A 22,559-nucleotide genomic window follows, 5' to 3' on the forward strand; every position below is an offset into this window, starting at 1 on the left:
GGCAACTGGCAGGATCGGCAGCGGGGGTGCGCCGAGGGCGGGCAGCGGGGGCAATCCGGCGGTGAGGGTGTCTCCTGGGATAGCTGCTGCGCGCCCGGTTGTGTCGTCGTTTCCGGATCTCGTCTTGCAGGCAGGCGGTGCACCGTCCGGGTGTGGACGGTGCACCAGCTGCGTCCGCGCATGCGCCCTGCTGGGGCGGCGGCGCGTCCGGCGTGTAGTATTGACACCCGCCAAACCCCGCACAAGCGCGTAACTACGCAGCACTTCTGCGTAGTACTACGCAAATCGACGGTGGCATGCCGCCTGCGCGGCATCGGTGTTTACCCCCAGGTCCTCCCGCTCCTGTATGAAACTCCGCCAGAAGATCCTGTTGCTAGCCGTGGCGCCACTTGCAGTCGCCATGCTGGGCATCGCGCTTGCCGTGCGCTTCCAGGCCACGCAGCTCGCGCAGCATGAACGCGCGCTGGTCGAGGCCGCCTACCTGCAGAGCAAGGAAACCGAGCTGCGCCACTACGTAGAACTGGCGCAGAGCGCGATCGCGCCGCTGGTGCGCTCCGGACGCAACGACGCCGCTACCCGGCAGGCTGCGATGGAGGCACTCGCGCGGCTGGACTACGGCCCCGACGGCTACTTCTTCCTGTACGACCTGCAGGGCCGCAACCTGATGCACCCGCGCCAGCCCGAACTGGTCGGCCAGGACCTGTGGACGCTGCGCGACCCGCAGGGTGCGCTGACCATCCAGCAGCTGATCGCCGCGGCCAAGGGCGGTGGCGGCGCGGTGCGCTACCTGTGGAGAAAGGCCTCGTCGCAGCAACTGGCGCCCAAGCTCGGCTATGTGGTGGCTGTGCCCGAATGGGGCTGGATGCTCGGCACCGGCATCTACCTGGATGACGTGGAAAGCACGCTGCGCCAGCTGGATGCGCGCGCCGAGACCGATATCCGCGCCACCATGGCCTGGATCGGCGTGATCGCCGGCATCAGCATCCTGCTGGTCGCCGCCAGCGGCCTGGCGCTGAACGTCAGTGAGCACCGCGAGGCCGACGCCAAGCTGCGCCAGCTGGCGCAGCGCGTGGTGCAGTCGCAGGAAGAAGAGCGCGCCCGGCTCTCGCGCGAGCTGCACGACGGCATCAGCCAGCTGCTGGTGTCGGTCAAGCTGGTGCTGGAAACCGCCACCAACCGCCTGCGCCTGGCCCCGGCCGAAGGCGCCGCGGTGGCGCCGGTGCTGGGCATGGCGCTGAACCGGCTCGATACCGTCTTCAATGAAGTGCGCCGCGTGGCGCGCAACCTGCGCCCCGCCCTGCTCGACGACCTGGGCCTGTACGCCGCGCTGCAGCACCTGGCGCGCGAGATGCAGGGCGGCAGCGGGCTGGAGATCGTGGTGACCCAGAGCGGCACCCCGCGCGAACTGCCCGACGAGCAGGCCACGGCGCTGTTCCGCATCGCCCAGGAAGCCTTGACCAACGTCGAGCGCCATGCGGGCGCGCGCCGTGTCGCGGTGGCGCTGGCCCTTGATGCCGATGCCACGCGCCTCACCGTGCGCGACGACGGGCATGGCTTCGACGTGGCGCGCATGCAGGAGGACCCGCAGCGCGGCATCGGGCTGCGCAACCTGCGCGAGCGCATCGCCGCACTGTGCGGGCAGTTCGACATCGTTTCGGGCATGGGCGGCACCCAGCTGGTCGCTTCACTGCCGCTGGCCAGGCCTGCGGCCATCGCGCACGATCCCGTTTCAGCAGGACCCTCGCCGTCATGACCCAGATTGCCGACTCCGCCGAAGTGCCCGCCCGCGTATTGCTGATCGACGACCACGCGCTGGTGCGCGACGGCATGCGCATGCACCTGGCGCTGCAGCCCGGCCTGCGCGTGGTGGGTGAAGCCGACGACGGCGAAGCCGCGCTGGCGTGGCTGGACCGCGCCGGTGCCGCCGAACTGCCCGACCTGGTCATCACCGATATCGGCATGCGCGGCATGGGCGGCATTGCCCTGGCCGCGGCGCTGCACGACCGCTATCCGGAACTGGCGGTGCTGATCGTGTCGATGCACGACAACCTGGAGTATGTGCGCCAGGCGGTGCGCGCCGGTGCGCGCGGCTATGTGCTCAAGGACGCGCCCGCCGACGAGCTGATGGCGGCGATCCAGTCGGTGCTGGCCGGACGGGTCTTCTACAGCGCCCGCATTGCACGCGGCATGGCCGAGCAGAGCCCCGCCGCAGGGCCGCTCGATGCGCTCACGCCGCGCGAGCGCGACATCCTGCGCGGTATCGGGCGGGGCCTGGCCAACAAGGAGATCGCCGCGCAGCTGGGGGTGTCCGTGCGCACGGTGGAGACGCACCGGCTGAACCTGAAGCGCAAGCTTGGGATCGAGGGGCGGGCGGGCCTGGTGAAGTATGCGGTGGAGACGCTGGGGGATAGCGAGAGGGAATAAAAAAACGCCCATCTCAGCAGAGACGGGCGTCCTTGTCGCGAACTGCGCGAACCGTGGCGCGATCAGCCGTCCAACCGCTTGCCCAGCGCCGCCCGCACTTCGGCCAGCGCCTGCGGCAGCCGATGCCGCAGCTTGGTGAACAGCTCGTCATGCAGCTCCAGCTCCTGCTGCCACGCATCGCGATCGATCGAGGTCACCTGCGTGAACTGCGCCGGCGTGAAGTCCACGCCATTCCAGTTCAGGTCCTCGTAGCGTGGGGAGGTGCCGAACACGTGCTCGGCGCCCTGCCCCTTGCCTTCCACGCGGTCGATCATCCACGACAGCACGCGCATGTTCTCGCCAAAGCCCGGCCACACGAAGTTGCCGTCGGCGTCCTTGCGGAACCAGTTGACGCAGTAGATCTTCGGCAGCTTCGCGCCCGCGGCTTCCAGCTTCTTGCCCAGTTCGAGCCAGTGGCCGAAGTAGTCGCTCATGTTGTAGCCGCAGAACGGCAGCATGGCGAACGGGTCGCGGCGGACCACGCCTTGCTGGCCGGCGGCCGCGGCGGTGGTTTCCGAGCCCATGGTGGCGGCCATGTAGACGCCTTCGGTCCAGTTGCGGGCCTCGGTCACCAGCGGCACGGTGGTGGAGCGGCGGCCGCCGAAGATGAACGCATCAATGGGTACGCCGGCCGGGTTGTCCCAGTTCTCGTCGATCGACGGGCACTGCGAAGCCGGCGCGGTGAAGCGGGCGTTCGGGTGCGCTGCCTTGGCGCCGGTAGCCCTGGCGATTTCCGGGGTCCAGTCCTTGCCTTGCCAGTCGACCAGGTGCGCTGGGGCTTCCTTGCTCATGCCTTCCCACCACACGTCGCCGTCGTCGGTCAGTGCCACGTTGGTGAAGATGACGTTTTCCTTGAGCGTCGCCATCGCGTTGAAGTTGGTCTTCTCGCTGGTGCCCGGGGCCACGCCGAAGTAGCCGGCTTCCGGGTTGATGGCGTACAGGCGGCCGTCCTGGCCCGGCTTGATCCAGGCGATGTCGTCGCCGATGGTGGTGACCTGCCAGCCCTCGAAGCCCTTGGGCGGGATCAGCATGGCGAAGTTGGTCTTGCCGCAGGCCGACGGGAAGGCCGCTGCCACGTGGTACTTCTTGCCCTCGGGCGAGGTCACGCCCAGGATCAGCATGTGCTCGGCCAGCCAGCCTTCATCGCGGCCCATGGTCGACGCAATGCGCAGCGCGAAGCACTTCTTGCCCAGCAGCGCGTTGCCGCCGTAGCCCGAGCCGAACGACCAGATCTCGCGCGTTTCCGGGAAATGGACGATGTACTTGGTCGGATTGCAGGGCCAGGCTACGTCCTGCTCGCCGGCGGCCAGCGGCTTGCCCACGGTGTGCACGCACGGCACGAACTCGCCGTTGGTGCCCAGGACGTCGTACACTGCGCGGCCCATGCGCGTCATGATGCGCATATTGACCGCGACGTACGGCGAATCGGACAGTTCCACGCCAATATGGGCGATCGGCGAGCCCAGCGGGCCCATCGAGAACGGCACCACGTACAGCGTGCGGCCGCGCATGCAGCCCTCGAACAGGCCGTTCAGCGTCTGGCGCATCTCGGCGGGCTCGGTCCAGTTGTTGGTGGGGCCGGCGTCTTCCTGCTTTTCGGAGCAGATGAAGGTGCGATCTTCCACCCGCGCCACGTCCGAGGGGTCCGACAGTGCCAGGAAGGAATTCTTGCGCTTGGCCGGGTTCAGCCGCTTCATGGTGCCGGCGGCGACCATCTGCTCGCACAGGCGGTCATACTCTTCCTGCGAGCCGTCGCACCAATAGATATGGTCGGGCTTGGTCAGGGCGGCGATTTCCGCGACCCAGGCCACCAGCTTGGGGTGCTTGACCCAGGCCGGCGCATTGACGGGCGCCGTACCTTGCATCGTGGGGTGGTTCATACTGCAGACTCCAGATTCGTAAAGGGAAGGGAAGGAATCCTTGCAAAGCCTGGCCAGCGGGCAGATGGGGCCGTCACACGCCCGGAGTGATGTCACACTCGGATCGACACATCCCGTTACAACTCCGCGGCGGCCCCGTTTATGCAAAAGGTCGCGGCGGTCCCTGCGGCTGCGCTACAGTTGCGCTTCGCGCGCGCAGGGGTGGCTGCGCGTGCTGGCCGGACTTTGTCCGGGTGCGATCGCGTGACGGGAGCAAGGCTCGACCGACAATCCGCGGCGGCACCGGAACGGGCAAGGATACCACTGGCGCACCCCCCTGTTTTTTGCCGTGCAACAATCGCTGCCACCGGCCGGCGTGGGGTTTTTCGATATTTCTCAACAATACTGTTGGCCGGCGCGCAGCTTGGTGGCCGCGCGCACCAACCGGCACAAGACCGTTAGACAACCAGAGTTGCCGATGAAGATTGCCGTACTCGATGATTACCAGGATGCCGTGCGCAAGCTGCCTTGCTTCAGCTTGCTGGAGGGGCACGACGTCAAGGTGTTCAACAACACCGTCAAGGGCGTGGGCCAGCTGGCCGCACGCCTGTCAGACGTCGAAGCCGTGGTGCTGATCCGCGAACGCACCCGCATCACCCGGCAACTGCTGGAAAAACTGCCCAAACTCAAGATCATCAGCCAGACCGGCCGTGTCGGCGCCGGCCCCGGCGGCCATATCGACCTGGACGCCTGCACCGACCGCGGCGTGGCCGTGCTCGAAGGCGTGGGTTCGCCGGTGGCGCCGGCCGAACTGACCTGGGCGCTGATCATGGCCGCCCAGCGCCGCATCCCCCAGTATGTCGCCAGCCTGAAGCACGGCGCCTGGCAGCAGTCGGGGCTGAAATCGACGACGATGCCGCCCAATTTCGGCCTGGGCCAGGTGCTGCGCGGCCAGACCCTGGGGATCTGGGGCTATGGCAAGATCGGCCGGCTGCTGGCCGGCTATGGCCGGGCCTTTGGCATGAAGGTGCTGGTCTGGGGCCGCGAGGCGTCGCTGGAAGGCGCCCGTGCCGACGGGCTGGGCGTGGCCGAATCGAAGGAGCAGTTGTTTGCCGACAGCGATGTGCTGTCGCTGCAGCTGCGCCTGAACGACGACACCCGCGGCATCGTCAAGCAGACCGACCTGACGCGGATGAAGCCCACGGCACTGTTCGTCAACACCAGCCGTGCCGAGCTGCTGGAAGAGAACGCGCTGGTCACCGCGCTGAACCGCGGCCGCCCCGGCATGGCGGCGATCGACGTGTTCGAGTCCGAGCCGATCCTGCAGGGCCACGCGCTTCTGCGCATGGAAAACTGCATCTGCACGCCGCACCTGGGCTATGTGGAGCGCGACAGCTACGAGCTGTACTTCCGCACCGCGTTCCAGAACATCCTGGACGTGCTGGCCGGCAACCATGACTGCATCGTCAACCCGAAGGCGCTGGCGCCGGTGCTGACGCGCTGAATCACCAGCGGCCGGATTCCCCCCGGACAGGCCGCCCAGACACCCCTGTTCCGCCATGCGGGACATGGGTGTTTCACATCTGGCCGGGCATTTCCCCTGGGAAACGCGAATTCCACGAAACCGCTACACTCCGGACTTCACTTACCGCCCGGCCTGCCACGGCCCGCGGCAGCCCAGACAACAACAAGGCGCCCTCCTGCGCCAATCCCTATTCCCAAGGCCGGCATGGACCCCAGGCTAGTGACGCTCTGCGTCGGCAATTTCGTCATTGGCACCGGTGCGATGATCGTTACCGGCATGTTGAACGACATTGCCGGCGATTTCGGGCTGGGCGCCGCCAGCGCCGGGCAGCTGATCTCGGTGTTTGCGCTGGCCACCTGCATCGGCGCACCGCTGTTTGCCACGCTGGGCTCGCGCATCGACCGCCGGCTGCTGCTAGCCGGGTCGCTGCTGGTCTATGGGGTGATGCACCTGGCGGCCGCGTTCGCGCCCAGCTTTGCGGCGCTGATGGCGATCCGCTTCCTGACCGCGATCGGCGCGGCCATCTATACGCCCCAGACCGCCGCCACGCTGCCGCTGCTGGTCAACGCGCAGACGCGCGGGCGCGCCATCAGCTTCGTGTTTCTTGGCTGGAGCATTGCCAGCGTGGTGGGCGTGCCGCTGGGCACGTGGATTTCCAGCACGCTGGGCTGGCGCGTCAGCATGGCGCTGGTCGGTGCCCTGGCGCTGCTGGTGTCGGCGGCGGTCTGGCGCGCGCTGCCGCGCGGGCTGACCGTGCCGCCGGCCGGGCGCGAGGCCTGGGGCGCGGTGCTGCGCCACAAGCCGATCATGCTGGTGGTGCTGACCACCATGATCTCGTCGGCGGGCATGTTCACCGTGTTTACCTATATCGCCCCGCTGATGCGCGACGTGTACGGCATCAGCGGCGGCGCGCTCAGCCTGATGTTCCTGGCCTACGGCGCCTGCGGCGTGTTCGGCAATGCGATGGCGGCGTCGCGCATGGACCGGGTCACGCCCAGCCGGATCGTGCAGGTCACGCTGCTGACCTCGATCACGGCCATGGTGTTGTGGCCGCTGGCCGGGCTGGGCAGCGTGGCGCTGGTGCTGCTGTTCATGCTGTGGGGCGTGGGCGGGTTTGCCACCAACAGCGCGCAGCAGGCGCGGCTGGTGCTGCTGGCGCCGGAGCGGGCATCGGTGTCGATCTCGCTGAATTCTTCGTCGATCTACCTGGGCCAGGCGGCCGGCGCCATGGCCGGGGCTGCCATCTATACGCTGACCGGCGCCGATACGCTGCACTGGGGCGCGGCGGCGCTGATGCTGGTGGCGCTGGCGGTATCGCAGCGCGCCCGGGCGCTGGGCTGCCAGTGGCAGCGGCCGCAGGCGGCGCAGCAGGCGTGATGCTGGGCTGAACCCCGAGGCGGCTCCCCGCCGCCGGGTTCCTTGTGAGGGACCGCACCAAGCACTTGTCCACAGTGTTATCCGCCCCGTTATCCTCAGGCATATCCGCAGCTTATCCACAGCCCTTTCCACAACCGGAAGCACAACCACGAAGCGGGGGCGCACGTGAGCGAATCCAGACCTCGGCCGGGCCTTGCGCGTGTGCTGGCGGTCAGCATGGCCAAGGCCATCCCGCTGGTGGTGGCCGGGGCGGGCACCGAGGCGGTGGTGCTGTCGGGCATTCGCAAGCACCCTGTCAGCACCCTGCTGCACCCGTTGCGGGTACAGGTGCAGCCGCTGGGCCTGGCCGGCGACGAACAGGGCGACCTGACCGTGCATGGCGGGCTGGACAAGGCGGTCTACGCCTATCCCTTCGAGCACTACCCGTGGTGGAACGCGCGCCGCCGCGCCTGCGGGCAGCCCGAGTCAGGCCCACCGTTGCCGTTTGGCGCAATCGGAGAGAACCTGACCCTGGAGGGGCTGCTTGAATCCCAACTCTGGATCGGCGACCTGGTGCGCGTGGGCACGGCCCTGCTGCGGGTGGAGTCGCCGCGCAAGCCCTGCTACAAGTTCAACGCCGCGCTGGGCTACCGCCATGCGGTGCGCGACATGATCCAGAGTGGTTACTCCGGGGTCTACCTCAGCGTGGTGCTCAAGGGAGAAGTGCGCGCCGGCGATGTCGTGGTTGTGCAGGCCGGGCCACGCGAACTGTCGGTGGACAGCGTCAATCAGTGGCGCCGCGATGGCCGGCGGCAGCTTTTCTGATAATGTTTGTCTAACCATACAAGCGCCCCGCTAAACACATCTCCGGCTTCCCCTGTGGCCCGGACGGCGTTTGCCGGCGCCGGGCATTACCAGACCCTTGCAACCCTGTAACGGACTGTAATACGCGGCGCTGGCTCGGGCGGGCGAAGCGCGGTACTAGTAGAGTCTTTGCGCGACGCGCACCGGCAACATCTGGACACAACCAGCCGGGCGATCACGGGGAGTGGCGCGAAGACGCGGTGCAGAGGGTCCACAAAATATGAAATCTGACAGGATCGACCAGCCCAAGGGCTTCGTCGACAGCAACTGGAGGGCGGCCACCGGAACCGGGCGCGGCCGCGTATCGCCGTGGGTGATGGTGGCCGTGGCGCTGGTCATTGCCGGGCTGGGCTGGTTTGCCTGGCGCACCTGGTTTGCGCCCAAGCCGGCGCCCAAGGCGCCGGCAGCTATGGTGGTGTCCACCGCGCGCGTGCAGCAGGGCGACGTGCCGCTGCAGGTCACGGCCAACGGCAATGTCACCGCGCTGTCCACGGTCGAGGTGCGCCCGCAGGTGTCCAGCACCGTGCGCACGGTCCATATCAAGGAAGGCCAGACGGTCAAGCCCGGCGACCTGCTGTTCTCGCTCGATACCCGCATGGACGAGGCCAACCTGGCCAAGGCGCAGGCCCAGCTGCTGCGCGACCAGGCTGACCTGGCCGATGCCCGGCGCACGCTCGCGCGCAGCCAGGAGCTGCTGCAGCGCAACTTCATCTCCAAGAGCGCGGTCGACACCGCCCAGGCCAAGGTGGATGGCTTTGCCGCCACCGTGCGCGCCGACCAGGCCGCCATCGACGCCAGCCGCGTGGCGGTCAGCTACGGCGCCATCCGCGCCACCATCAGCGGCCGCACCGGCGTGATCAACGCCTTCCCGGGTTCGCTGGTGCTGCCCAACAGCACCCAGCCGATGGTCATCATTGCCCAGGTGCAGCCCATCGCCGTCACCTTCAGCCTGCCCGAGCGGCAGCTGGGCGCGCTGCGCGAGGCGCTGCACGCCGGCCCGGTGCCGGTCACCGCGCTGCCCAACGACGGCAGCAAGACCCCGGTAACCGGCAGGATCACCTTTGTGGATAACACCGTCGATCCGCAGTACGGCACCATCCGCGTCAAGGCGCAGTTCGACAATGAAGAGCAGCGGCTGTGGCCGGGCACCTATGCCAACGTCAACGCCGTGGTGCAGACCCTGAAGGGTGCGCTGTCGGTGCCGCCGCAGGCGGTGGTGACCGGCCCCGAAGGCCGCTTCGTCTATGTGGTCCAGCCCGACAGCAAGGTCGCGCGCGTGCCGGTGCAGGTGGTGACCACTACTGCCGCCGCCGCCGTGATCGAGGGCGTGCAGCCCGGCGCCCGCGTAGTGGTGGAGGGCACGCAGAACCTGCGCCCCGGCGCGCTGGTGCGCGAGGCCCCGGCCGCCGGTGCCTCGGCCGCCGCCGCCCGCCCGGCCATGGCCACCGCGGGGCACTGAGCCATGACGCTGTCTGAACTCTGCATCCGCCGTCCGGTGATGACGGTGCTGCTGTGCCTGGCCGTGGTGGTCACCGGCATCGTGCTGTACCCGACCATCCCCATCGCCGCGCTGCCCAGCTTCAATTCGCCGGTGATCCAGGTCACCGCGACCCTGCCCGGGGCCAGCCCCGAGACCATGGCGGCATCGGTCGCCACGCAGCTGGAAAAGCAGTTTGCGACGATCCCGGGCGTGTCGGTGATCAGCTCGTCGAACACGCTCGGCAACTCCAGCATCACCATCGAATTCAACAACGACCGCGATATCGACGACGCGGCCGTAGACGTGCAGGCGGCGCTGTTCCGCGCCCAGCGTTCGCTGCCGATCGAGATGACGGTGCCGCCGTCGTACCGCAAGGTCAACCCGGCCGATGCGCCGGTGCTGCTGCTGGCGATCAACTCGCCGGCGATGAGCCTGGCGGACCTGAACGCCTTCGGCGACAACCTGATCTCGCCCACGCTGGCCACGCTGCCGGGCGTGGCGCAGGTGCAGATCTTCGGGCAGAAGCGCTTTGCGGTGCGCGTGCGCGCGCACCCGGATGCGCTGGCCGCGCGCGGGCTGACGCTGGACGAGCTGGCCACGGCGCTGAACCGTGCCAACGCCAACACCCCGGTGGGCACGCTCGACAGCGCGCGCCAGACCCTGACCATCCAGGCCAACCGGCAGCTGACCAGCGCCGACGCCTTCCGCAACATCATCGTCGCCAGCCAGCCCAACGGCGCACTGGTGCGGCTGTCTGACGTGGCCGAGATCGAGGACAGCGTCGAGACCATCAAGACCGGCAGCTGGCTCAACAACGAGCGCTCGATCGTGCTGGCGGTGCTGCGCCAGCCCGACGCCAACACCGTGGCGGTGGTCGATGCCATCAAGGCCGCCCTGCCCCGCCTGATCGCGCAGATGCCGGGCTCGGTCAATGTCGCGGTGGTCAATGACCGCTCGAACTCGATCCGCGAATCGATCCACGACGTGCAGTTCACGCTGGCGCTGACGGTGGCGCTGGTGGTGATGGTGATCTTCCTGTTCCTGCGCCGCGCCGCCGCCACGCTGATCCCCACAGTGTCGCTGCCGATCTCGCTGATCGGCACGGTGGCGCTGATGAAGGCCTTCGGCTACAGCCTGGACAACGTCTCGCTGCTGGCCATCACGCTCGCGGTGGGCCTGGTGGTGGACGACGCCATCGTCATGCTCGAGAACATCGTGCGCCATATCGAGGAAGGCGTGGCGCCGCTGAAGGCCGCGCTGGCGGGTTCGCGCGAGATGGGCTTCACCATCCTGTCGATCTCGATCTCGCTGGTGGCGGTGTTTATCCCGATCTTCTTCATGCCGGGCGTGATCGGGCTGTTGTTCCATGAATTTGCCGCGGTGGTGTCGCTGGCGATCCTGGTGTCGGCGCTGGTGTCGCTGACGCTGATCCCGATGCTGTGCGCGCGTTTCCTGTCGGCCGAGAACGTGCCGGTGGATGAATCGCACCATGCCTACGGCGACCACGCGCCAGCGCAGCCCGCCATCGCGCAGAAGCAGACCTTCGGCATGCGCTCCACGCAGTGGTTCGAGAACCTGTTCGAGTTCACGCTGCACCGCTATGCGCGCGGGCTGGACTGGTGCCTGGCGCATCGCCGCACCGTGCTGGCGGTCGCAGGCCTGACGTTCGTGCTGACCGCGGTGCTGTTCGTCACCATCCCCAAGGGCTTCTTCCCCGAGGAAGATATCGGCCAGATCCAGGTCAACGCCGAAGGCCCGCAAGATATCTCCTTCGATGCCATGGCCGCGCGCCTGCGCGACGCGGCCGAGCGCATGCGCGCCAACCCCGCGGTCAGGAGCGTGGTGGTTTCCATCGGCGGCGGCCCCTCGCCCGCGATCAACACCGGGCGCATGTTCATCGAGCTCAAGCCGCTCGGCGAGCGTGCCAAAATGCCCGCCGTGGTGGAGTCGCTGCGCAAGGATGTGTCCGGCATCCCGGGCCTGGCAGTGTACTTCTCGCCGGTGCAGAACCTGCGCCTGGGCGGGCGCCAGAGCAAGAGCCGCTACCAGTACACGCTACAGAGCGTGAAGGCCGGCCAGCTGCAGGACTCCTCCGACAAGCTGATGGCGAAGATGCGCGCCGACCCGATTTTCCGCGACGTCACCAGCGATTCGCAGCAGTCGGGTCTGGAGGCGCAGTTGTCGATCGATCGTGACAAGGCCAATGCGCTCGGCGTGCAGATGCAGGACGTGCGCACCGCGCTGTATTCCGCTTTCGGCGAGCGGCAGGTGTCGACCATCTACACGCCGATCGACAACTACTACGTGATCCTGCAGGCGGCCGATGTCGACCGCACCGACGAGAGCGCGTTCTCCAAGCTCTATGTGCGCAGCAAGACCGGCCAGATGGTGCCGATCTCCGCCTTCGCCACTACCGAGCGCCGGGTCGGGCCGATCGCCGTCAACCACCAGGGGCAGCTGCCTTCGGTGACGGTGTCGTTCAACCTGGCGCCGGGCGCGGCGCTGGGCGATGCTTCGGCGCGCATCGACCGCTACCGGCAGGAGATCGCCATGCCCAGCTCGATCTTCACCAGCTGGGGCGGCGACGCGGCGGTGTTCCAGTCGTCGCAGGCCACGCAGATCGTGCTGCTGGTGGCGGCCATCGCGGTGATCTACACGCTGCTGGGCGTGCTGTATGAAAGCTATATCCACCCGCTGACCATCCTGGCGGGCTTGCCCTCGGCGGCGGTGGGCGCGTTGCTGACGTTGTTTGTCTTCAACATGGAGCTGTCGCTGATCGCGGTGATCGGCGTGCTGATGCTGATCGGCATCGTCAAGAAGAACGCCATCATGATGATCGACTTCGCGCTGGCCGCGCAGCGTGAACAGGGCATGCCGCCGGCCAAGGCGATCCGGCAGGCGTGCCTGCTGCGCTTCCGGCCGATCATGATGACGACCTTCGCCGCGGTGATGGGCGCGCTGCCGCTGGCGCTGGGCCTTGGCGCGGGTGCCGAGTTGCGCCAGCCGCTGGGCTTGGCCGTGGTTGGCGGCCTGCTGTTCTCGCAGGTGATCACGCTGTTCATCACGCCGGTGATCTACCTGGCGCTGGACCGGTTCTCCGGGACGGGGCCGTTGCAGATCGACGCTGAAGGCAACAAGCTGCCGGACAAGGCGCCGGGCGAGACGGTGCACCAGCGCTGAGGCACCGGCAGACAAGAAGAGGCCGCAGCATTGCTGCGGCCTCTTTGCTTTTGAGGCGCCGGCCAGGGTCAGACATTAGCGACATGTGGCGCGATCGCCACATGACATGTCCGCTCGATATAAGTGCTTTACGAACCAGATTTAAATGATAATAATTCTTGTTAACTAAAAACGGCGTCACCCGCGACACCACATTTTCGCGGGCAGCGCCTTCACGCAAGCCAGCCATCCCGTTCAGGTTTTTGCCAGCCAGCGCGTCCGTTTTCTTCTGGGGAGAATCCATGAAACGTCGCTGCCTGGTGCGCCTGCGCGCCACTATCCGGGTCACGCCTGTCGCTGCCGTCTGCGCAGCGTTAGGTTCGCCAGCCATTGCCGACGAGGGCGATAGCAAGCGCACCACCCTCGCCGCCCTAAATGAAGTGGTGGTCACCGCCACCCGCACCGCGGAACGCGCCGACTCGGTCGCCTCCACCATCACCACCCGCGATGCGCGCCAGATCGAACGCGCCCAGCTTGTCGACGAGACCGGCCTGTTCGCCGACGAGCCCGATATCGACGTGCCGCGCGACCGCCGCCGCTTTGGCGCGGGCAGCATCAATATCCGCGGCATCGAAGACAACCGCGTGCTGCAGATGGTCGACGGGGTGCGGTTGCCTGACTTCTTCAATGGCGGCGGGCCGTCGAATATCTCCAGCGCCACGCGCGATGCGCCTGAGTTCTCGTTCCTCAAGCGCGTGGAAGTGCTACGCGGTCCGGCCTCCAGCCTGTACGGCTCGGACGCCATCGGCGGCGTAGTCGCGTATGCCACCAAGGACCCGTCCGACCTGATGCAGGGCCGCAAGGTTGGCGGTGAAATCGGCCTGAACTGGAACGGCATCGACAACGGCTTTGGCCAGACCGCCGGCGTGGCGGGCGGCAACGACACCATCCAGGGCCTGTTCATGTACGCGAACCGCAACGCGCATGAAATGAAGAACATGGGCGGCGACGACTCCAATTCGGTGAACCGCACCAGGCCCAACCCGCAGGATGTGCGCACCCAGGCCTGGCTGGGCAAGTTCCTGCTGAACGCCAGCCCCGAGCACAAGTTCAAGTTCACCTACGAGCACCGCGACGGCAATACCGATACCGACATCCTGCGCCTGTCGACCGCACTGCCGCGCGTGACTTCAGCCAATGGCACCGAAGACCTGAAGCGCGACCGCGTCAGCCTGGACTACGCGTGGAAGCCGGCCGGCGGCGTGCTCGACCAGCTGACCGCGCAGGTCTACTACCAGAAAGCGGATATCAGGACCATCACCAACCAGGTGCGCAGCAACACCAGCACCGGCTGCTCGGCGTCCACGCGCGGCACCAGCCTGTGCAATGTCGAACTCGGCTTTGCCTTCCGCCAGGAACAGACCGGCTTCAACCTGCAGGCCGACAAGTCCTTTGCCACCGGCAGTGTCGCGCACCGGCTGATCGGCGGCGTCGATTTCATGCGCACGCGCACCACTGAATCGCGCGACGGCATCGTGCGCAACCTGACCACCGGCACCACCAGCAAGTCTCTGGCCGGCGACAACTTCCCGATGCACGACTTCCCCACCGGCGAGACGCGGCAGACGGGCTTGTTCGTGCAGGATGAGCTGCGCTTCCTCGATGGCCGCTTCACGCTGACGCCGGGCCTGCGCTATGACCACTACTCGCTTTCGCCCGATGGCGACGACGCGGTCTACAACAAGGCCGCGGGCGGCCCCGCCGTCAGCAAGAGCGATTCGCACGTGTCGCCCAAGCTGTCGGCACTGTGGCAGGCGACGGACCGCGTCAACCTGTGGGCGCAATACGTCTTCGGCTATCGCTCGCCCAACTACCAGGAGGTCAACGGCAGCTTCCGCAACACCATCCAGGGCTATGGTGCGGCGCCAAATGCCGACCTGAACCCGGAGAAGAGCCGCTCGTTCGAGATCGGCGCGCGCTATACCGACGACAACGTGCAGACCAGCGTGGCCGTGTTCGACAACCGCTACCGCGATTTCATCGAACAAGTGCAGCTCACCTGCCCGTCCGACCCGGCCTGCCTGCCCGGCCTGCGCGCGACCTACCAGTACCGCAACCAGACCAGCGTGCGCATCTATGGCGCCGAGTGGCGCGGCTCGTGGCGCTTCCTGCCGCAATGGCGCGTCGACGGCGCGGTGGCCTATGCGCACGGCAACAACGAGCAGACCGGGCAACCGCTGAACAGCGTCTCGCCGCTGCGCGCCAGTGCCGGCCTGAGCTGGGAGCGCACGCCGGGCCAGGGCGCGGGCATTCGCTGGCGCGGGGCGCGCCCGGTCACGCGCACCGACGATACGTCATTCACCTACTTCAAGCCCGCCGGCTACGGCGTGGTCGACCTGCAGGCGTGGTGGCGCTTCAACCGCTATGTCAGCCTGGCGCTGTCGGTGAACAACCTGTTCGACAAGAAGTACTGGCTGTGGGGCGATGTGCGCCAGACCGGCGTGGCCGCCACCGAGCCCGGCGTGGACTTCTACACGCAGTCGGGCCGCACCTTCGCTGCCAGCCTGAAGCTGTCGTTCTGAGCGCGGGAGTCTTGCCATGTCCCTGCAAAACATAATGAGAAGCCGCTTCGTGTGGGCGCTGCTGTGGCTGCTGATGCTGGCCGGCGCAGCGCATGCAGGCGCGGTGCCACGCATCGCCATCCTGACCAGTTCGCCGGTCCCCGCCGGCAAGTTCGCGCCATTGCGCGAGATGGCGCAGGCGCAAGGCATGGCGCTGGAGGCGCGCTATCTCGAACGCATGCCGGTGCAGGAGATCACGCCCTTTATCAACGACGCCGACCTGTTGATCGTCGATGCGCCGCGCGATCATATCGTCACCGCGATGCTGCAGAAGCTGGGCCCACTGTGGACGCAGGCACGCGTGCCGCGCGTGCTGGTGGCGACCGACCGCTACGAGGCCCACGGCGTTGACGACAAGCTTGCCGCGCAGCTGCATGCGTACTACGTCAACGGCGGCCGTGCCAACTTCAGCGCGATGATGCGCACGCTTGCCGCGCAGCAGTTCCGCCTGCGCGCCGATGGCAGTATCCCGGCACCGGTCGCCTTCCCCAAGGCGGCGTACTACCATCCGAAGCTGGTCAACATCATTACCACCTCACCCGACGAAGTGCTTGCCGCGTCGGGCAGCAGCGGCCCGGTGATCGGCATCGCCATCCACCAGGCTTATGTCTCGGGGCTGGACAGCGCCTTTATCGACGACCTGATCCGCCGCCTGGAAGCCCGCCATGCGCGCGTGCTCACCTTCTACGGCCCGGTGATGGATGCCGACGGCATCCTGCGCATGGCCATGCCTGAAGGCAGGCGCCTGGTCGACGTGCTGATCAACGGCCAGATCATGCTGAACCCGCAGGGACGCAAGGCCGAGTTCGAAAAGCTCGACGTGCCCGTGATGCAGGTCATGCCCTACCGCAAGGGCGATGCGAAGGCGTGGCAGGACGATCCGCATGGCATCAGCCTGACCGATACGCCGTTCTACCTGGTGCAGCCCGAGCTGGCCGGCGTGATCGATCCCATCGTCGCGGCCGCTGCCGCGAAAGGCGACGGCACCATCGCCAGCCTGCCGGCGCAGCTCGATACCGTGGCCGACAAGGCGCTGGCACTGGCGCGGCTGCGGCACCTGCCCAATGCCGACAAGCGCGTGGCGATCCTCTACTACAACTACCCGGCCGGCGAGAAGAACCTGTCGGCTTCGTTCCTGAACCTGCCCAAGAGCCTGGCCAGCACGCTGGCCGCACTGCGCGCCGCTGGCTATACGACCGAGGCGGCCGACGAAGCACGGCTGCAACGCGACCTGGGCGCGCTGCTGGCACCGTTCTACCGCAGCGGCAAGCTCGAACCATTGCTCGATGCGGGACTGGCGGTGTGGATGCCGATGTCGCAATACCGGCGCTGGTACGACGCGCAGCCCGCCGCATTCCGCGCCTCGGTGGCACAGCGCTGGGGCAACCCCGAGCAATCGGCGATGGCCACCACGCGCAACGGCGAGGCCGGCTTTGTGATCCCGCGCCTGCAGCTCGGCAACGTGGCGCTGATGCCGGTGCCGCCGCGCGGCGAGCGCAATGAATCGGACGAGAAGGCGCTGTACCACTCCACCACCACGCCGCTGAACCACTTCTACATGGCCGCCTACCTGTGGGCACGCGAAGGGCGCGAGGCGCTGGTGCACTACGGCACGCACGGCACGCAGGAATGGACGCCGGGCAAGGAGCGCGGGCTGTCCGTTACCGACCAGCCCTACCTGGTGCTGGGCGGCGTGCCGGTGATCTACCCGTATATCGTCGACGATGTGGGCGAGGCCATCCAGGCCAAGCGCCGCGGCCGCGCGGTGATCGTCAGCCACCAGACGCCGCCGTTCCGCCCGGCGGGCCTGCATACCGAACTGGTGTCGCTGCACGACCAGTTGCACCAGTTCCTGCAGCAGGATGAAGGCGCGGTGAAGGACACGATCAGGCAGCAGATCCTGGCGCGCAGCGCCTCGATGCACCTGTTCGAGGACATGGGCTGGACCGCGGCGCGCGCGCGCACCGATTTCACCGGCTATCTCGATGCGCTGCATATCCACCTGCATGAACTCGGCGGCACGCTGCAGCCCTATGGCCTGCATACCTTCGGCCAGTCACAGGACGACGGGCTGCGGCTCTACACGACCATGGCGATGCTTGGCAAGGACTGGCTCAAGCGCGTGTTCCCGGAAGAGCCGGAAGAGCTGTTCGCGGTCGACTATGCACAGCTTGCGCAAACCGCTCCCTACGCGATGGTGCGCCGCTACGTCGCCGAAGGTGCATCACTGGACGAACTGCGCGATGCGCGCCAGCGCGAAGACATGCAGCGCGCGCGGCAGCTTTACGCCAGCCTCGACGCCGCGCCGGAGAACGCGGGATTACTGACAGCGCTGGCAGGCCGGCACCTGTTGCCAGGCACCGGCGGCGATCCGGTGCGCAACCCCGATACGCTGCCGACCGGACGCAACCTGTATGGCTTCGACCCGTCCAAGGTGCCCAGCCGCGAAGCCTGGAACGCCGGCCAGGCCGCGGCCGAGGCCATGATCGCCGAATGGCACAAGCGCCATGGCCGGTACCCCGACAAGCTGGCGTTCTCGCTGTGGAGCGTGGAGACCATGCGCCACCAGGGCATGCTGGAAGCGCAGGCCATGGCGGTGCTGGGCGTGCGGCCCAAGTGGGACGATGGCGGCCGCGTCGTCGGCGTGGAAGCGATTGCCGCGGCGGAACTCGGGCGCCCGCGCGTGGACGTGGTGCTGTCGGCCACGGGCCTGTATCGCGATCACTTCCCCAACCTGATGAAGTGGCTGGCCGAGGCGGTGAAGCTGGCCGCCGCGCAGCCGGAGGCCGACAACGTCGTCGCCGCCAACACGCGCGCGGTGCGCGAACGGCTGGCGAAGCTCAACGTCCCCGCCGACCGGCTCGACTCGCTGGCCGTGACCCGCATCTTCGCCAGCGAATCGGGCAACTACGGCACCGGCCTGAACGTTGCCGCGATGGCCACCGACACCTTCGGCAGCGGCCGCGAGGCCGACGCCAAGCTGGCCAGGCTGTACCTTGCCCGCATGCAGTACGCCTACGGCCCCGACGAGCAGCACTGGGGCGAGGCGCTGCCGCAGGTCAACCTGTATGCCGAGAACCTGAAGGGCGTGGATGGCGCGCTGCTGGCGCGCAGCTCCAACCTGTACGGCATGCTGACTACCGACGATCCGTTCCAGTACCTGGGCGGCATCGGCCTGGCGGTGCGGCACCTGACCGGCAAGGCGCCCGAGCTGCTGATCTCGAACCTGCGCGATGCCAGCAATGCGCGCACCGAGACCGCGGCGGGCTTCCTGGCCAGCGAGCTTCGCACGCGCTATTTCCATCCGGGCTGGATCGAGGGCATGAAGGCCGAGGGCTACAGCGGCGCACTGAACGTGCTCGACACCGTCAACAATTTCTGGGGCTGGACCGCGGTCTCGCCCGAGATCGTGCGCGACGACCAGTGGACCGAGTTCGCCGAGGTCTATGTCAACGACAAGCACAAGCTGGGGCTGAACGAGTGGTTCGAGAGGAACGCGCCACAGGCCCAGGCGCAGGTGATCGAGCGCATGCTGGAAGCCGCGCGCAAGGGCTACTGGAAGGCCGACAGCAAGTTGCTGGAGACGCTGGCGCAGCGCTATGAGGATCTCGCGCAGCGCCATGACATCGTCAGCAACAACCGCGCGTTCAACCAGTACCGCAAGCAGCAGGTACAGGCCGCGGCCGAAGGCTTCGGCATGCAGGCGCCGGCAGCGGTCCGCGCTGCCAAACCTGCAGCGCCTGCAAAGCCCGCTGCGGCCGAATCCGCACCGGTGCCGCCGCCAGCGCCGAGCCAGTCCCAACCCCAGCCCGTGCAAGGCATGCAACTGGTCGAGCGCCAGCCGCTAGCGGCCGCCATTGTGCCGGTGCTGTCGTGGCTGGCCGGCGGCATCGCGCTGGCCGCGGCCATCGTCGGCGGAGCCGTCAGTGCGCGGCGCCGCCAGGCGGCTGCCGGCGGCAGCTGGATACCGGGACCGCGCCGAGCCCCTGGCAGAAGCATCCATCGAATTCCTCAAAACGAGACACCATGACCCCTACCCTGCTTGAAACCCTGATGTACGACGTCGGCCAGCTGTTCCTGATCCCGACGCTGGCGCTGATCGCGCTGCTGTTCCTGTATGCCTTCTGGGCGCTGGGCGAGTTCGCCATGCAGGCCTGGCTGCGCGCGCGCCATCCGATCGAAAGCGGGCGCGGCTACGTGCTGGTGATGTGGGCGCGCCGGCACAAGGTGGCCAATGCCGACGCGCTCGACGTCGCCGCGCACCGCCTGCTGGAACGCCCGCGCATCGCCACCCGCGTGGCGCCGATGCTGGGGCTGGTGGCCACCATGATCCCGATGGGCCCGGCGCTCAAGGGCCTGTCCGGTGGCAACCTGGCCAATGTGGGCGAGAATCTCACCATTGCCTTCTCCGCGGTGATCCTGGCGCTGATCGCGGCCAGCATCACCTTCTGGGTGGTCAATGTGCGCCGGCGCTGGCTGGCCGAAGAGCTGGTGTGGCTGGGCCAGTCGCGGCCGCAATGGGAGGCCGGGGAATGAAGTTCCTGGAAGAGAGCGAAGCCGACGACCCGATCCTGTCGGTGGTCAACCTGATCGACGTGTTCCTGGTGGTGATCGCCGCCCTGCTGGTGGCGATCGCGCAGAATCCGGCCAACCCGTTCACGCATGACGACGTGACCATCATCACCAACCCGGGCAAGCCCAATATGGAGATCGTGTCGCGCCGGGGCGAGAAGGTGGTGCGCTACCAGGCCAGCGGGCAGGTGGGCTCGGGCGACGGCATCAAGGCTGGCGTAGCCTATCGGATGAAGGACGGGTCGATGGTGTATGTGCCGGAGCAGCAGGCCGGGCAACAAGCGGGAGCGCAGGCCGCCAACCCCGCCACCACAACGAGATAAGGAAAGGAACTGCGTGATGTCATTCCGTTTGCGCATTGCAGGCATGCTGGCCGCCGCTGTCGCTGTGCTCGCCACCGGCTGCGCGGCCACGCGCCCCGCGCCCGAGGCGGTCAGCGCCGCCTTCGCCGGCAAGTCCTACGTGCTGCTGGGCGAGGTTCACGACAACGCCGCCGCGCAGCAGCAGCGCCTGGCCGCGCTGACGAGCGCCGTCGAGCAAGGCTGGCGCCCGGCCATCGCCATGGAGCAGTTCGACCGCGAGCGCCAGGCGGATATCGAGCGCGCCCGCCGCGAGCGCCCGCGCGATGCCGACTACCTGATCGCCCAGGCCGGCGGCGGTGCCTGGCAATGGCCGCTGTACCGGCCGGTGGTGGCGCTGGCGCTGCAGTACGACCTGCCGCTGGTGGCTGCCAACCTGTCGCGCGCCGACGCCGGCAAGATCGTGCGCGGCGGACTGGACAGCCTGTTCCCGGCCGGCGAGCGCCAGCAGCTGGGCCTGTCCGGTGCGCTGCCCGACGACCTCGTGGCCGCGCAGACGGCAGTGCTCGACTTGGGCCACTGCGGCAATTTCCCCAAGGCCATGCTGCCCGGGATGCTGGCGGCGCAGGCCGCGCGCGATGCGGTGATGGCGCAGACGCTGCGCCCCTACGCGCAGCGCGGCGCGGTGCTGATCGCCGGCAACGGCCACGTGCGGCGCGACATCGGCGTGCCGCGCTGGCTGGGGGCCGGAGCGGGCCAGATCGTCAGCGTGGGCTATGTGGAAAACCAGCCCGCCGACGGCGAGTTCGATATGGCGGTGGTGGTGCCGGCGGTGGGGCGCAAGGACCCGTGCCTGCAGGCGAAGCCAGCGGGGTGAGGTGGTCTTGAGAGCCGGAGCTTCCACGAAGTACCGCTTGCGGGCATGCCACTCCCGTCCTCATGCTTCCTCCTTGTCCCGCCATCCACGTAAACCCCGACCCTTTCTCCGCCCAATTGACAGCCTTTTGACAGTTTCCGCCGCCTAGAATCCGCCCCATGACCGGTAATTCCGGTCTGACGTTCACCAAAAGTCCAAGAACAGTCCCGGCCACGCCCCGCCGCGCCGGACAGGAGACAAGCACCGGCACTGCGCCTTTCGCGCAGTCCCCCCGGCTACCTTCCCGTCCCCGCAACGCAGTGGCAGCCGGAACGCCCGGGTCGGATCGCGGCTGCCAGCAGGCTGGCACGGCGCATCCCCGGTACAACCAGGAGACCGCTATGCGCCGTACCTATTCCCGCCTGGCCCATGCCGTGATGGCATCGGCCGCCGTTGCCGCCACCTTCGCCGCCGCGCCGGCCTTTGCGCTGGACAGCGTCAAGGTGATGATCGGCGCCAACCCGGGCGGCGGCTTTGACCAGACCGGCCGCTCGCTGGGCGCCGCGATGATTTCCGCGGGCCAGGCCAAGACCGCCTCGTATGACAACAAGGGCGGCGCCGGCGGCACCATCGCGCTGACCCAGTTCGTCAATACCGACAAGGGCAACCCCAATGCGCTGATGGTGGTGGGCGCGGTGATGGTGGGCGCGATCGAGACCAACAAGCCGCCGGTCACGCTGAAGAACGCCACCCCGATCGCGCGCCTGTTCGCCGACACCATGGTCATCACCGTGCCGGCCAGCTCGCCGATCAAGTCGATCAAGGACCTGACCACGCAGCTCAAGGCCAACCCGGGCAGCGTCAGCTGGGGTGGCGGCTCCAAGGGTTCGATCGACCACATCCTGGCCGGCCTGATCGCCAAGGAATCGGGCGTCGATCCCAAGAAGATCAACTACGTGCCCTTCCAGGGCGGCGGCGAAGCCTCGGCCTCGATCATGGGCGGCCACGTGACGGTGGGCATTGCCGGCGTGTCGGAGTTCCTGCCCTTCATCAAGAGCGGCAAGATGCGCGCGCTGGCGGTGACCTCCAAGGACCGCACCGCCGATATCCCGACGCTCAAGGAGCAAGGCGTGAACGTCGAGATCTACAACTGGCGCGGCGTGTACGGCGCGCCCGGCATCAGCGCCGAGCAACGCAAGGCCATGATCGACGCCGTGGTCAAGGCCACCGAGAGCCAGTCCTGGAAGGACACGCTGCAGAAGAATGACTGGACCCCGTTCCTGCTGACCGGCGACGAGTTCGGCAAGTTCGTCGACAGCGAATCGGCCCGCCTGGGCGCCTCGCTGCGTGAACTGGGCGTGGCCAAGTAAGGGCTGCCCGCAGCACCGCAAACCACCAGTACCGCTTCAACCCGCTTTACCTGTCGTGCCTGCCAACACCGCCGGTGAACCCGGCGGCAGGAAAACGGCGCAGGGCCCGGTGTCCACCTGCGATACCAGACAAAT

General features: G+C 67.7%; 14 protein-coding genes. 13 read left to right on the forward strand and 1 reads right to left on the reverse strand.

The features are described from left to right. Positions 1-346: 346 nt before the first annotated feature. Entirely contained in the window at positions 347-1,753 is a 1,407-nt protein-coding gene (locus RS901_RS06085; RefSeq protein ID WP_316151988.1) for a cache domain-containing protein, read from the forward strand. Beyond that, a complete protein-coding gene (locus RS901_RS06090) occupies positions 1,750-2,424 on the forward strand; it encodes a response regulator transcription factor (RefSeq protein ID WP_316151990.1) in 675 nt (224 codons plus the stop codon). The genes RS901_RS06085 and RS901_RS06090 overlap by 4 nt, the downstream gene beginning before the upstream one ends. Before the next feature lie 62 nt (positions 2,425-2,486). Here the strand turns inward: RS901_RS06090 and RS901_RS06095 are convergent, their stop codons facing one another. Further along, positions 2,487-4,343, reverse strand: coding sequence for a phosphoenolpyruvate carboxykinase (GTP) (locus RS901_RS06095; protein WP_316151993.1), 1,857 nt, complete (start codon positions 4,341-4,343; stop codon positions 2,487-2,489). 457 nt (positions 4,344-4,800) lie between these two features. Here RS901_RS06095 and RS901_RS06100 point away from each other — a divergent pair, with 457 nt between their 5' ends. The 11 genes from RS901_RS06100 (at position 4,801) to RS901_RS06150 (ending at position 22,424) form a co-directional block, all read left to right on the forward strand. Beyond that, entirely contained in the window at positions 4,801-5,826 is a 1,026-nt protein-coding gene (locus RS901_RS06100; RefSeq protein ID WP_316151995.1) for a D-2-hydroxyacid dehydrogenase family protein, read from the forward strand. Positions 5,827-6,051: 225 nt separating this feature from the next. Then, positions 6,052-7,224 (forward strand): MFS transporter, encoded by a 1,173-nt coding sequence (locus RS901_RS06105; RefSeq protein ID WP_316151997.1) that lies wholly within the window; start codon positions 6,052-6,054, stop codon positions 7,222-7,224. Positions 7,225-7,389: 165 nt separating this feature from the next. After that, entirely contained in the window at positions 7,390-8,028 is a 639-nt protein-coding gene (locus RS901_RS06110) for an MOSC domain-containing protein (protein ID WP_114135530.1), read from the forward strand. Between the two features lie 259 nt (positions 8,029-8,287). Then, positions 8,288-9,526, forward strand: a complete 1,239-nt coding sequence (locus RS901_RS06115; RefSeq protein WP_316152000.1) for an efflux RND transporter periplasmic adaptor subunit — start codon at positions 8,288-8,290, stop codon at positions 9,524-9,526. A gap of 3 nt (positions 9,527-9,529) precedes the next feature. Next, positions 9,530-12,727, forward strand: a complete 3,198-nt coding sequence (locus RS901_RS06120) for an efflux RND transporter permease subunit (RefSeq protein ID WP_316152002.1) — start codon at positions 9,530-9,532, stop codon at positions 12,725-12,727. A gap of 281 nt (positions 12,728-13,008) precedes the next feature. Then, positions 13,009-15,288, forward strand: a complete 2,280-nt coding sequence (locus tag RS901_RS06125) for a TonB-dependent hemoglobin/transferrin/lactoferrin family receptor (protein ID WP_316152004.1) — start codon at positions 13,009-13,011, stop codon at positions 15,286-15,288. A gap of 34 nt (positions 15,289-15,322) precedes the next feature. Further along, positions 15,323-19,357, forward strand: a complete 4,035-nt coding sequence (cobN, locus tag RS901_RS06130) for a cobaltochelatase subunit CobN (protein WP_316152006.1) — start codon at positions 15,323-15,325, stop codon at positions 19,355-19,357. After that, the gene (locus tag RS901_RS06135; protein WP_316152008.1) at positions 19,354-19,863 is read left to right on the forward strand and encodes a MotA/TolQ/ExbB proton channel family protein; all 510 of its coding nucleotides are present in this window, start codon (positions 19,354-19,356) and stop codon (positions 19,861-19,863) included. The genes cobN and RS901_RS06135 overlap by 4 nt, the downstream gene beginning before the upstream one ends. Further along, positions 19,860-20,222, forward strand: coding sequence for a DUF2149 domain-containing protein (locus tag RS901_RS06140; RefSeq protein WP_316152011.1), 363 nt, complete (start codon positions 19,860-19,862; stop codon positions 20,220-20,222). Before RS901_RS06135 ends, RS901_RS06140 begins: the two co-directional genes overlap by 4 nt. Positions 20,223-20,238: 16 nt before the next feature. Further along, on the forward strand, positions 20,239-21,075 hold the full coding sequence (locus RS901_RS06145) for a ChaN family lipoprotein (protein ID WP_316152012.1): 837 nt from the start codon (positions 20,239-20,241) through the stop codon (positions 21,073-21,075). 380 nt (positions 21,076-21,455) lie between these two features. Continuing rightward, on the forward strand, positions 21,456-22,424 hold the full coding sequence (locus RS901_RS06150) for a tripartite tricarboxylate transporter substrate binding protein (RefSeq protein WP_316152015.1): 969 nt from the start codon (positions 21,456-21,458) through the stop codon (positions 22,422-22,424). The last annotated feature ends 135 nt before the right edge of the window (positions 22,425-22,559 follow it).

The organism is Cupriavidus sp. BIC8F (assembly GCF_032465815.1).
GTDB lineage: Bacteria > Pseudomonadota > Gammaproteobacteria > Burkholderiales > Burkholderiaceae > Cupriavidus > Cupriavidus necator.

What these genes read in the sequence shown, in the direction of transcription:
- RS901_RS06140 (WP_316152011.1), top strand. Translation starts at nt 19,860, where the DNA reads ATGAAGTTCCTGGAAGAGAGCGAAGCCGACGACCCGATCCTGTCGGTG.
- RS901_RS06095 (WP_316151993.1), bottom strand. Translation starts at nt 4,343, where the DNA reads ATGAACCACCCCACGATGCAAGGTACGGCGCCCGTCAATGCGCCGGCC.
- RS901_RS06090 (WP_316151990.1), top strand. Translation starts at nt 1,750, where the DNA reads ATGACCCAGATTGCCGACTCCGCCGAAGTGCCCGCCCGCGTATTGCTG.
- cobN (WP_316152006.1), top strand. Translation starts at nt 15,323, where the DNA reads ATGAGAAGCCGCTTCGTGTGGGCGCTGCTGTGGCTGCTGATGCTGGCC.
- RS901_RS06135 (WP_316152008.1), top strand. Translation starts at nt 19,354, where the DNA reads ATGACCCCTACCCTGCTTGAAACCCTGATGTACGACGTCGGCCAGCTG.
- RS901_RS06085 (WP_316151988.1), top strand. Translation starts at nt 347, where the DNA reads ATGAAACTCCGCCAGAAGATCCTGTTGCTAGCCGTGGCGCCACTTGCA.
- RS901_RS06150 (WP_316152015.1), top strand. Translation starts at nt 21,456, where the DNA reads ATGCGCCGTACCTATTCCCGCCTGGCCCATGCCGTGATGGCATCGGCC.
- RS901_RS06120 (WP_316152002.1), top strand. Translation starts at nt 9,530, where the DNA reads ATGACGCTGTCTGAACTCTGCATCCGCCGTCCGGTGATGACGGTGCTG.
- RS901_RS06115 (WP_316152000.1), top strand. Translation starts at nt 8,288, where the DNA reads ATGAAATCTGACAGGATCGACCAGCCCAAGGGCTTCGTCGACAGCAAC.
- RS901_RS06100 (WP_316151995.1), top strand. Translation starts at nt 4,801, where the DNA reads ATGAAGATTGCCGTACTCGATGATTACCAGGATGCCGTGCGCAAGCTG.
- RS901_RS06105 (WP_316151997.1), top strand. Translation starts at nt 6,052, where the DNA reads ATGGACCCCAGGCTAGTGACGCTCTGCGTCGGCAATTTCGTCATTGGC.
- RS901_RS06125 (WP_316152004.1), top strand. Translation starts at nt 13,009, where the DNA reads ATGAAACGTCGCTGCCTGGTGCGCCTGCGCGCCACTATCCGGGTCACG.
- RS901_RS06145 (WP_316152012.1), top strand. Translation starts at nt 20,239, where the DNA reads ATGTCATTCCGTTTGCGCATTGCAGGCATGCTGGCCGCCGCTGTCGCT.